7 protein-coding genes are annotated in these 12,442 nt (G+C 40.7%); 4 read left to right on the top strand and 3 right to left on the bottom strand.

Going from position 1 to position 12,442, the window contains the following annotated elements:
• Nucleotides 1-221: 221 nt before the first annotated feature.
• Entirely contained in the window at nucleotides 222-2,204 is a 1,983-nt protein-coding gene (locus BANH1_RS01475; protein ID WP_015397670.1) for a DUF1561 family protein, read from the bottom strand.
• 546 nt (nucleotides 2,205-2,750) lie between these two features.
• Entirely contained in the window at nucleotides 2,751-4,712 is a 1,962-nt protein-coding gene (locus BANH1_RS01470; protein ID WP_015397669.1) for a DUF1561 family protein, read from the bottom strand.
• Nucleotides 4,713-5,747: 1,035 nt separating this feature from the next.
• Here BANH1_RS01470 and BANH1_RS07405 point away from each other — a divergent pair.
• The 4 genes from BANH1_RS07405 (at nucleotide 5,748) to BANH1_RS01455 (ending at nucleotide 9,352) form a co-directional block, all read left to right on the top strand.
• Nucleotides 5,748-5,921: a hypothetical protein gene (locus BANH1_RS07405; protein WP_187287500.1), complete on the top strand. Its 174-nt coding sequence runs from the start codon at nucleotides 5,748-5,750 to the stop codon at nucleotides 5,919-5,921.
• Between the two features lie 143 nt (nucleotides 5,922-6,064).
• Nucleotides 6,065-7,267: a tRNA lysidine(34) synthetase gene (locus BANH1_RS01465; protein WP_015397668.1), complete on the top strand. Its 1,203-nt coding sequence runs from the start codon at nucleotides 6,065-6,067 to the stop codon at nucleotides 7,265-7,267.
• Entirely contained in the window at nucleotides 7,254-8,468 is a 1,215-nt protein-coding gene (locus BANH1_RS01460) for an MFS transporter (protein ID WP_015397667.1), read from the top strand. Before BANH1_RS01465 ends, BANH1_RS01460 begins: the two co-directional genes overlap by 14 nt.
• Nucleotides 8,468-9,352, top strand: coding sequence for an AAA family ATPase (locus BANH1_RS01455; RefSeq protein ID WP_015397666.1), 885 nt, complete (start codon nucleotides 8,468-8,470; stop codon nucleotides 9,350-9,352). The genes BANH1_RS01460 and BANH1_RS01455 overlap by 1 nt, the downstream gene beginning before the upstream one ends.
• Before the next feature lie 1,089 nt (nucleotides 9,353-10,441).
• Here the strand turns inward: BANH1_RS01455 and BANH1_RS01450 are convergent.
• Nucleotides 10,442-12,430, bottom strand: a complete 1,989-nt coding sequence (locus tag BANH1_RS01450) for a DUF1561 family protein (RefSeq protein ID WP_015397665.1) — start codon at nucleotides 12,428-12,430, stop codon at nucleotides 10,442-10,444.
• Nucleotides 12,431-12,442: the final 12 nt, after the last annotated feature.

Below are 12,442 nucleotides of genomic sequence, written 5' to 3'. Positions count from 1 at the left end.
CCGAAGTCATTACCATCAGAACATGTGTATACTAGCCTCTGGGCTTCAGAACTGTAAGTTTTTCTCCCAAATAAATGCGATCGAGTTTTTTGTACAAGTCGATCACCAAAATGATTTTCCTCACTTTTTTGCATAGAAACTGAGAGCTTTTGACTCAGTTTCAGGAGGAGTTTGAAACATGGAGCTTAAGTGTGAAACTCGCTGTAGGCCTTTATATTTTTTTAAAGCAGGGTACATCTCCCGCTCGTACATTGATTGACTGAATCACTGCTTGGGTATCGTTTATTTCCTCTTCTACCACCTCCTTCTCCTGTACAATTATTTTGAGAGATCATAACACTTAAGGGTCGGCTTTCTGTTCCGACTAGCCGTAATGTTGCAAAAGCATTCAAAGTCGACCCTTGTTGTATAACCAGCCGCGGCAGAATAGTTTCCACATCTCTAACCTCCACGAGTGATTGGGAAAAACTAGCAAAACTTGTAAAAAACATTGAAATATTTGTCGGAATTATCACAAGCCCTCTAGGAGAACGCAAAATTGGAAATGTATGTCTGCCTACTCTACCATCTGGGAGGGTGAAGATAGACAAACCGATCCATATTGTTCCAGGAGTAGCAGTTAAAAGCCTTTGAACAGAACTTCGAATATCATCCTGACCAGTAGCTGTGACTGATAGTTCCCAATCAAAATTTGGTAAAGCAACTTGTGTTACCGCAGCTGCTGCCCTCATATCACCTGCGAAGCCTCTTTCTCCTGGAGCTAAAGAAACACCGTAAAGAACATTGGCAAGTTGCAGGGCCCGATTAAGCAAAGGGTACCTTTGTCTTAACGAAAACAGCGGATTAACATTTGGAGCCGGATCAAAAAAATAACCTCTTGCACGGGGAAGACCTGGGTAACTTTCTTGGAGCTCTGCAACCATCTGAAGAGCCTGGATAAAGCAGATGCCGCATATCCCCGCCGCAACTTGAGTACTAGATGTTGTAGAAGTCGCTATCGCGTAAAGCCGCTGTAGCCATTCCTCAGTAAGTTGAAAATCAGAAGGTAAATTCCGCTTTATTCTTTGTTTAGATCCGGAAACATCCTGTTTTTTTCCGGGAGCTGGGCAGTATGGAAGAGAATCTTCCACATTCGCCATAGCATAGCGATTCCATCGCTCAATATCATAAGACAAAACAAATTCAGATTTTGGGGCGTTTTGCGTGTCTGTTTTAAGATAATTAGGCTTTGCCGTGTAAGGCACCCCCCAATTGGAGCCGTACTGAGTAACCCTTAAAAAATTACCCCGATAGTCCAAAAGCGGCCCCTCACGTCCAACTAAAAAAGAAACGTTCCAATAACCACTATCCCTCACATTTTTACGGAGAATATTATCGTTACAATGTTTCCAAGCTACCCAGTTCCAATTCTCTGAAAAAGATTGTTGAGAAGCCATGCAAGAAAGAAGACCAGCGGAAGGGAAATATCTGGCAATATGGCCATTTTCGGGGTTATAATAAAGATCAAAGATCTCAGGTTTAGATCCATCGTCCGAAATATAATATATATTGAAGCCAGAAGTACCTGTAAACTTCCAGCCCAGGGAAGTTTTGAGGCTCATATTGCCGGGAGCCGCGATAGTGTTTATCCATTCATCCATCGTTGAGCTTAAAGTATGATCATAGTAATCCCCTTTATTTTTCGAGATATAGGCATACCATTTGTGATCTTTAACACGAAATTGCTTATCAGCGGTGTACAAAGCTCTGCCTGTAATAATCCAACGCTGATTAGGATCGTTGATGACACAAGGCCTGAGCCTGATATAATCCCAATCCGCCGTTGCTTTTCGATCAACACCTGTGACTGAATTAGGAGCTGTCATACACAACCAGACGTCATTAACCTTCCAAGCTATCCTCTGAAAAACATCATAGCGAGCGGATTGAACACTGGAAGAAGAGCAGTTATTGATATAAACGTAACTTTCGCCATCCACGAATGCTGGAGCGTAGCAATATTCCCATCTGTTATGAGCCTTAATGCGAATAGGTTTTTCAATAGGTTCATCTGCAAGCTTTTGGGAAATTGGGGGAACAGGAGCAGCAAAAAGAGAATTGATAAATAATAGAAAGACACAAAAGAGCAACAAACACTTCAAGTTACTTTTTTTCTTGAAGCTGCAATTATCTAAACTAACAAATAGAACCCCACAGTATTTCATTATACGTCAGTCCTAATGTTTTACAACTTAAGATACATTTAAGCTCAAATTCAAAGAAAAAAGGCAATAAATTACTATAATTGGAATATTAATTTGTGGATTTAAAATTTAATAAAGGCCTATGACAGCCGTATTTAAATATCTACAAAATCTAAAAAATGCTTAATTATATTATATACAAAAAATACTTTTTTAAAAGTACAATAAGTAATCTCTATATTAACAACATGATAAAAATTTTATTAGCTTAATAGTTATCTCTAATGTACTGTAGATAAAGTACTGAAACAATCTCTTGTCGCATATTGGAAACTCTGACTTGTAATGTGCTTGTGGTTTAAAAAATCCAACTAAGCGTGATTGTGTCGTGAGGCGCTTTCATGAAAAATTAGAAATAACGGACCGCGCCATGCATTATAAAGCTGGTCACCAAAATGATTTTTCTCACTTTTTTGCATATATGCTGAGAGCATCTGCCTCCGTTTCAGAAGCAGTTTGAAACGTGAGGCTTAAGCGCGAAGTTGCGCCGCGAGTTTTTGTATTTTTTTAAAGAAGAGTACACCTTCCGCTTATACATTGACTAACAAAAGAACTCCTTGGGGGTTCCCTGCTTCCTCTTCTACCTTCTCCCTCTCCGCTACAGTTATTTTGAGAGATTATAACATTTAGGGGTTGGGCTGCTATTTCGCTCATCCGCACTGCTGCGAAAGTAGTAATGGGCAGACCATTCAGTTCAATAATCCGAGAAAGAATAGCATCAGGATCGCTAACCTCCCCAAGCAAACGGGAAAAAGTGGGCAAATCATCTGGAGCATTTGTCTGGATCATTATAAGCCCCCTAGAAGAACGCAAAATCGGAAATGCGTGCCCATTTTCGCCACCCCCTGGAATAATATGAGTAGATAAACCAAGCCACATTGTCCCAGGGGGCGCCATTAAAAGCCTTCGAATGGCACCCAGCATAGAAGCTCGGTCAGTGGTTATATTCGACGGTGTCCAATCAACGGCTGGCAGAATAATTTGCGCTATTGCAGCTACTCCCCTAACACGAGTCACCTCGATTCTTTCCCTCGGGGTTGTAGAAATGCCATAAAGGGTAAGAGCGAGTTCCAAAGCCCGATGGAGCGAAGGGTATCTTCGTTGTAACGAAGCTATCGGGTCAGTGTTTGGGGTTATATCAAAGAAATAGCCTCTTGGACGGGGGGGATCTGGAAATCTATCTCGGAGCTCTGCCATCATCTGAAAAGCATGTAAAAGGCAGACACCGCAAATCCCCACGTTAGGTATAGCACCAGTCCTAGTAAGCATTATCGCATGAAGCCGTTGTATCCATTCATCGCTGAGTTGGAAATCAGAAGGCAAAGTTCGCTTCACTCTTTGTTTAGATCTGGAAACATCTTGCTTTTTTCCAGGAGCTGGGCAGTAAGGGAGCGTGTCTTCCATATTTGCCGTAGCATAGCGATTCCAACGCTCAATATCGTAGGACAAAACAAATTCAGATTTTGGCGAATTTTGTGTGTCTTTTTTAATATAATCGGGCTTCACTGTATAAGGGATCCCCCAATTGGAACCGTATTGAGTAACTCTTAAAATATTGCCCCCTCGGTCCAAAAGTAGTCCTTCGCGCCCAACTAAAAAAGAAACGTTCCAGTAGCCCCTATCCTTTGTACTAGAAATATTATCATTACAATATAACCACTTTACCCAGTTCCAATCCTCCGAAGGAGATTGCTGAGAGGCCATGCAAGAAAGAAGCCCAGCGGAAGGGAAATATCGGGCAATATGGCCATTTTCGGGGTTGTAGTAAAGATCAAAGATCTCAGGTTTAGATCCATCATCTGATATATAATAGATATTGAAGCCAGAAGTACCCGTAAACTTCCAGCCCAGGGAAGTTTTGAAGCTCATATTGCCAGGAGTCGCGATAGTGTCTATCCATGTGTCCATCGTTGAGCTTAAAGTATGATCATAGTAATCTCCTTTATTTTTCGAGATATAAGCATACCACTTGTGATCTTTAACACGAAACTTCTCATCAGCGGTGTACAAAACTCTACCTTTAATAATCCAACGCTGATTAGCATCATTGATGACACAGGGTCTAAGTCTGATATAATCCCAATCTGCCGTCGCTCTTCTACCAACGCCTGTGACCGAATTAGGAGCTGTCATACACAACCAGACATTTTTAACCTTCCAGGCCACCCTCTGAAAAACATCATAGCGAGCGGCTTGGACACTGGAAGAAGAGCAGTTATCGAGGTAAACGTAACTTTCACCATCCACAAATGCCGGAGTATAACAATATTCCCATCCGTTATGAACCTTAACGCGAATAGGTTTATCAATAGGTTTATCGGTAGGCTTTTGATGAATAGGAGCTGCCAAAAGAGAATTGAGGGATAATAAAAAGGCGAAAAAGAACGACAAAAATCTCAGGCTAGTTTTTTCCATTAAACGCCAACTACCTAAATCAAAATTAATCAACAAAACTTCAGAGTGTTTCACGACGCATAAACCCCGATATTTACAACTTGAGTTACACTCAAAATCAAATTGGGGACTCCAAAGAAAAATAGACTAACCGGGTCGCCAAAAAAATGGCAAATTATGATGAAAATTTTGAGCTAAGAAGCAGCGTAATTTAAAATTCCCACAAACTCCAGTTTAATTTTAGCCTATTAATCTAAAAGGCCGAGCAATTTATATTCAAATACTCACCAAACTCAAAAAGCGATCAACGACACTAATTATAGAAAACAATTCTTAGAAAGAACAGCGGCTAACCCTTATATTGATAATATGATGAAAATATGTACTGGTTCAATATCTTTAGTGCGCGGCAGATAAAGTGGTGAATTGGAGGTTTCAATGCGTTACATTCTTGTAGTTTTAAAGCCTAAAGATGACTTATAGTCCAAGTTTTGCGTTATCTATAATTGAGTGGCGGATTTTCGTGCCCGCCCTACCCGACGCGCCAAAGTTGATAATTGAGCAGGGATATGCTGTAGATCGATTTAGAAAGGCGCCCAAAGTGTGATCTTCCTGTCTTATTTGGCGAGGACACCAGATTCATTAAAGGAAGACGCGAAGCAGGAGAATAGGATTTGCACAAAATTGAAAATATATCCACCGAGCTAAAAGATTGGCGATATATTATAAAATGTTACGGCGAATATGTTTATACCTTTTCTATATAACTGCGTTATTGCAGCATTTTTAGCTCGCCTTAATTTAATGAGCCGTGCGCTAGACATTTAGTCCTACAATTTTCTGATTTAGATTGACTTTGAATCTTTCTGGTTCGTTTTAACAGATTTTGCCGGCATATTTGTTTGGGAGGCTTGTTTGGTAAAACCCGCTATCGCTGCCTATATCAAAAAATGGAAGCAATAATTAGCTGAAAAACTGAGGAAAAACCAGAGTTATATAGAAATGGAAGGATTATTAATTCTGCGGACTCTGAATTTTCTGCATTGACAAAAAAATGTAAATATAATTGGTGACTACCGTTTTATATTATTGCAAAATGAGGAGGGGATTATGGCACAGAGCGATACTTTGCCTAAGGCATCTACAGAGCCTGTTCGCCAGGCCAATGTAAACATAAAACACGCTATCAATTTAGAAATTTTAACTAAAATAGAGCGAGCAAAAATGGGGCTCTGCGGTGAATCTGAGATTTGCGGCGCAAGTAGCACTGTTTTAAGCGGATAATTTTACTACCCCTCGAAAAATATAAAAAATTTATTTTTCGAGGGGTGAGTGTGTGCAGTATCCACCTTTGTCATCGCATTGAATGATTCGGCGCTTTTTTGAGTGGTGTGGGTAATTTACACAGATTCTTTGGTTTTTAAATAATGTTAAATTTGCGCTTATTGACCCCTCACGGCACTTATTTATTGAATTGTGTGTCTGAAGAATTACATGTTGAGCATGTGTTAAAAATTAATGATATTCCATATAATTCCGTGTCTGCGTATAGAATATCCGAAACAGGAGAAGCTGAGCTTATTTCTTTTATTGGTAAATCTGTTGGGGATTTAATAAAAGAGGTAGAGGGTGCGGATTTTATCTTCCGAACAGACCGAAATATTAATTACCAGGCCCTTTTGACTAAAGATACAAATTTGTATAAACCCGCTGGCAAAATAGCAGCAGAGTATGTATTTGATACGCACGGCCAAGGAGCTAAAGAGCACGTTTTATTAACCCAAGAAGAATGCCGCTCCTTCGTTACCTCAGAGGTGCGTAAGGCCATGGAGAAATTCGCCCCAACCTATCTGAGCGAGAAGATTGTTGTTGGAATCAGCGGCGGAGGAGATTCTAACACATTGCTGAAAAGCTTGCTTGATATCGGGGTAGATTCAAGAGCTCTCGTTCCCGTTATGATGATGGGCATTCCTGATTGGGATAAAGGCCTGCCACGCGCCCAAGAAATCTGTGCAGAAGCCGGTTTATCTTTGCGCGTTGTTAGCGCTCAAGAAGTTGGTTTATTATTAGGGCGCGATAATGGGAATTGGGCTGAAGATTTTGAAACATTTTATCCGAGCTCTGATCTAGAGGTTATAGGGACCTTAGCTGTTCGCTTGGCCTTGAGTTCTGTAGCCAGAGAGATTGGAACAGGATTGGTTATCACCGGGATAAATTTGGAAGATATTTTGGCAGAGTCTTTCTATGCAGTAATGCGTGGAGAAAATCTCTCTCCCTTTCCTAGGCGTCCCCTTGATGGTGTTGACTTTCTCTACCCCTTATATCGGTGTCCAAAGCGTATTTTAGATGGATGCTACCCTAAATTTTCTTTGGAGAATTACCTCGACCGTTACCCCAGTGAATTATACTGGAGAGCTATGAGTTATTACCTGGCACAGTCAATTTCCACCACGCTAGCTGGAGCGGAGTTTATGCTTGTTGACGGTTTTCAAAATCTAAGCGCCAAAAATCCTGCGGTCCCAGAATATTATGACATCCTGGGCTTTAGCGCGAAACCAGGTTTAACAGCCGCAGAAATCCAGAAATGGCGCGCCTACCTAACGGGGAAAGCGGTCGGTGGAAAAAAATAAGCTTTATATCCTAATTATAATTGGGTGCATAACGTGTTTTTCGACTGTATCAGTTGTTTCTGTCGCTTTATCGTTATTGCAGTTAATGGATTCAAAAGGGGCTGCATCTGCTTATATAAATATTTCTAATATGCTGGCCATCAGCGTAGCAGGACTCTGCTTAGGGGGTGTCCTTTATCGCCACCAAGGATTCTCTATCGGCTTTTATTCACCACTGATTTGCGCCGTCCTTTTATCTCTCGTATTTTTTGTACAAAGCCCCTTGGCCATTAATGTGATCATATTTTCTATTTCACTCGCGACAGGGCTCGATAATCCAAATAATAATAGCGTATTAAATAGCTTCATTAAAGAGAATAGAGAAAAAGCGCGGATATTTGCTATTTATACGACGTGTTCTCAATTTTTTGTTATTATATCGCCGTTAATTGCGTCATTTTTAATAGTAAAATATAGCCATTATTTTGCAATTTTAGTGATTATAGCGAGTTATTTACTTAATTCGCTTATATGGTTTTTTACCCCATTCCTTCGGAAAATTACTTTTGAGAAGCAGCAAACCGATCGCGGTAAAAACCGGGCACACTGGCACGGAAGCCAACTGCTTTGGCGTATACCAGCGCTGCGAGATTTAACGGTGAACCGCATTCTGAATAATTTCCTTTATACCGGGACGCTCGTATTACTCCCAATAATGGTTACTCATAATACACAAGAAAATGTACGTTTTACGATAGCCCAAAATTTTATCCTTTCTCTCATCGGGATGGGCTTTATCTTAAATGGTACAATTTCAAGCTATTTACTAAAAAAAACACCTCAATTAGCGGTATATTTTGTGCGCGGTGCGACCGCTGTAGCACTCATAGGTATGATTATTGCACTCATTAGCGATTTTCAAGAACGTGCTTTATATGTCATGGCTTTTTTGCTAGGTTATGGGCAATTTTATTTTCGCGTATCCGGTATGACACTAGGGCAAGCCGTTACACCACCAGAACATTTAGGGGAAGTGATCTTAGCTGGAGATGCCTTAGTCCGGGGAGTGACAGCATTATATGCGCTTTTTCTTCTATTACTCGTGAACATATTAGGCCTCACAGGGCCATACCTCTTTTTCATGGTGTTGGGGGCATTTGCGCCTGTCTTCGCCACGAAAGGAGCAGCAATTTACCTAAAAACATTAAAAGCGGAAAAATAATGTGTGATATTCATAGCTTAAATGAAAAATTTGTTGAATATGGTATATTAGACCAGAAGGTACGAAGCTCACTTTTATTAACTTTAAATGATCATCTCCCCAGATTTAAACCAAGGTGCCTCCTTGTTTCTGGCCCGTCTGGCTCTGGTAAAACTTATTTAGCAAACATATTAAAACATGCCACCGCTAAAACTATGGTTACAATAGATGCTAAGGATTTATCAGAAGTTGGATATAGTGGCAAAGACCCGATATCTATTTTTGAGAAACTGCTTTCTGCTACTTCAGGCAATATCGAAGAAGCTGAAAATGGGATCATACATTTAGATGAATTTGATAAACTGGCCTCTGTTAGTCAATTTGAGAAAGACGTCAATGGAGTAGGCGTACAGCAATCTTTATTAAAGCCTTTGGATGGTTTCGATATCATTCTTCAATCCTTGCAGAAATCTCGGATGAATCCGAGTGGAAGTATAATATTAAACACGAATAATATTATTTTTATTTTTACGGGAAGCTTTAAAAATCAAGAAATTTACTCTTATAGCGAACTTATTTCAGTTGGTTTCCTTCCTGAATTAGCTTACCGTATAGATTTTTACCTCCATTTAAAGCAGCCTAGCACCATGGATTTAGCTTCTAAGATCGACACTGATCGTGTACTAGAAGATGCCGCAGAATTTGCAAAAAAATATGGATTAGAAATTTCATTTCCAAAGAATTTTAATTACAGTTTAGCGAAAGCTTCGTCAGAGCTAGATGGGAATTATCGGACTCTGCATTTTATCTTAAAGAATACAATTTATCGCAAAATTGTCGAGATGGTTGTAGCGCGACATGCATATTATAATTTCAAAGAGTCGGATCTTGAACTCTTACACTGATCGTAAGAAGGGTGTTTATTGTTTTACCAACTCCCGTCGTGTGATTATTAAAGCCGCACATAATGTGCATCATTAGTTTACTTGTTAACAATGCCATCCATAGACTAAGTCCGAACTGATTACTTGCTAACGCCTTTATTGTTCATACCTAAAAGTTTTGTACTTCGTTTTCTAAGTACAGTATTTTTCAGGAAAGAACCATAGAGAGGCAAAATACAGCGTTTTTAGTGAAGTATTGTCGATTAAAAACAGCGAGTTCACCAAATTTAGCGCAGGAAGGGAAAACGAGCAGTTATCGACATAAACACGGATTGCACTACCCACCTAATACTGAAGCGTAGCAGTATCCCCCTCCTCCATAAATTTTAAAGCAGAGAGCTTTATCAATAGGTTTATTAGCAATCTTTTAAAAAACAAAAAGAGCGGATGAGCAGCACGCAAATTAAAAAATAATAAAAAGGCGAAAAAAAAGAAATCCAGCGCCCCTTTCTCCAAATCGCGACGACCGAAATTAAAAAACAGAATCCCACCGCGCTCCTATTATGAATCCCGATACCCAGAAATTTAGGTCATATTCAAGTCAAAATTTAAGACAAAAAGGCGGACTAGGTTGGGAAAATTGTGAAAAAAGAAGCGTTTCAAATTAAGGAGAAACATACTGCACAACTTGCAATTATTGCTCGGAGCGCAGCGTACTGCGAAGAGTTATTTCACGGGGAACGGGGAGACTCCGCGTGGAGTAATATAACGCAAGGGCACTATTTTGGACTCGAAAGCCGATATGAATGAAAATTTGTGTCTTTGCCGCATTGGGCCAGGCATTTCAAGCTTCAATTACGAGAAATTTATTCCATGTTAATATGTGGAAATCCAAGAGAAAAAGAGTACTGTAATAATCCCGATCATAAAAAATAATGCTCTTAATGTCTATACAAAAATCACTAAGCTCCACTCCCTATAAGCCACAGAAAGCCGACAACCCAAATAATTTTGTTCGTTACTCCATCGCACATCAATCCCCCGCGTAGGCTCCCCGTTTCAGAGGAAATTTGAAATAAATATAAGACCGCAATGTAATCTTCGTATTTTTCAAAAAATACTGCACCTCCCGCTTGCACTTGTGCACTGATTGAGAAAACGACTACTTGGCTCTCGCCCGCTGCCTCTTCTGCCTTCTCCCTCCCCGGTGCAATTATTTTGAGAGATTGAAACACTCAGAGAGTCAGTCTCCTCTCTGACTAGTAACAATGTCCCAAAAGTAGTCATAGACGCACCTGTCATTACGTCAAAGCGACCGAGAATAGTATCAACATTAGTAGATGGCTCAACGTCTCTGGAAAAAGCTTCAAAAGTTAGTGAATTAGCTGGAACATTCGTCGGAATTACTACAACTCCAGTAGAAGCACGCAAAATTGGAACTGCGTGCCTGATTACGCCACCGCTGGAAAGAGTATAGCTCACCACGCTAATCCAAATCGTTCCAACAGGCGCGTTTACAAGCCTCTGGATGGACTCCCGAATAGCCTGTTGGCCAGTAGCAACGCTCGATGCTAACCAAATAAAGTTGGGTAAAGCGACCTGTGTCGTCGCAGCCGCTGCTCTAATAACAGTCGCCTCACTGTTCTCTGTGAGACTTAAAGGAACACCATAAAGGAGAGGAGCAAATTGCAAAGCCCGAAAAAGCCTAGGGAACCTGTTCCTTAACGAAATAAACGGATCAGTGTTAGGAGCTGTATCAAAGAAATAGCCTCTTCTCTGACCGGGAGACCTCGGATAACTCTCTTGGAGCTCCGCAATCATCTGAAAAGTTTGTAAAAAGCAGGTACCACACATACCCGCCCCCGTCGGAAGACCGGCTGTGGAAATTGTTATATCGTAAAGCCGCTTTTTCCATTCCTCAGTGAGCTTAAAATCAGTAGGTAAAGTTCGTTTTACTCTCTTTTTAGACCCAGAAATACTCGGCTTCGTCCCGGGAGCTGGGCACTCAGTAAGTGCATCTTCCGCATTTGCCATAGCATAGCGATTCCACCGCTCAATATCATGAGACAAAACAAACTCAGATTTTGGGGAGCTAGTTGTGTCTTGTTTGACGTAACCAGGTTTCGCCGTATACGGCCTCCCCCAATTAGGACCATACTGAGGAATTCTTAATATATTACCATTGCGATCGAAAATCGGCCCCTCCCGTCCGGCCAGAAAAGAAATATCCCAGAAGCCTCTATGTTTTTCCTTAGGGACAACATCATAGCAAAATCTCCACTCTACCCAGTTCCAATCTTCTGAAGGAGATTGTTCAGAAGACATGCAACCAAGCAACCCGCCGGTAGGAAAATATCTAGCAATGTGGCCACTTTCGGGGTTATAATAAAGGTCAAAGACGTCGGATTTAGACCCATTATCTGAGACATAATACATATCGAAACCCGAGGAAGTCACGAACTTCCAGCCTATTGAAGTCTTGAAACTCATATTACCGGGAACCGCGACAGTGTTCACCCAGTGGTCCATTGAGGAATCTAAGGTATGATCATAATAGTCCTCTTTATTTTTCGAGATATAAGTATACCATAAGTAATCTTTAACGCGAAATTTCCCATCGGCCGTATAAAAGGCATTATCTTTGACGATCCAACGCTGATTAGGGTCATTTATGACACAGGGCCTAAGCATAATATAATCCCAATTCGCCGTCCCGCTTCCATCAATGCCCGTAACTGAACCCGGAGCAGTCATACATAACCAAACATTTTTAATATTCCAACCTACCCTCTGAAAAACATCATACCGGCCAAATTTCACCTTGGAAGAAGAGCATTTATCGATGTAAACGTAGCTATAACCCCTTACAAATACTGGGGCATAACAATATTCCCCCCCGTTATGAACTTTAACGCGAATAGCTTTATCGACAGGCGCTTCAACCAACTTTTGTTCAACTTTGGGAACAGGAGCAGCAGAAAGAGAATGGAGAGATAATAAAAAGGCAAAAAAGAACGGCGAAAATCTCAGATTAATTTTGCTCGTTAAACGCCAACCATCTGAGCAAAAACCGACCCGCGGAACCTCACAGCGTTTCATAACACATAAGCC

This window comes from Bartonella australis AUST/NH1, assembly GCF_000341355.1.
In the GTDB taxonomy this organism is placed as follows: Bacteria; Pseudomonadota; Alphaproteobacteria; order Rhizobiales; family Rhizobiaceae; genus Bartonella; species Bartonella australis.
The sequence above is the reverse complement of the archived record's forward strand: the minus strand, read 5'-3'. Positions and strand labels throughout refer to the sequence as shown.

Excerpts from the sequence above, each read along its gene's own strand:
- BANH1_RS01475 (WP_015397670.1), bottom strand. The coding sequence starts at position 2,204 with ATGAAATACTGTGGGGTTCTATTTGTTAGTTTAGATAATTGCAGCTTC.
- BANH1_RS07405 (WP_187287500.1), top strand. The coding sequence starts at position 5,748 with ATGGCACAGAGCGATACTTTGCCTAAGGCATCTACAGAGCCTGTTCGC.
- BANH1_RS01465 (WP_015397668.1), top strand. The coding sequence starts at position 6,065 with ATGTTAAATTTGCGCTTATTGACCCCTCACGGCACTTATTTATTGAAT.
- BANH1_RS01455 (WP_015397666.1), top strand. The coding sequence starts at position 8,468 with ATGTGTGATATTCATAGCTTAAATGAAAAATTTGTTGAATATGGTATA.
- BANH1_RS01450 (WP_015397665.1), bottom strand. The coding sequence starts at position 12,430 with ATGAAACGCTGTGAGGTTCCGCGGGTCGGTTTTTGCTCAGATGGTTGG.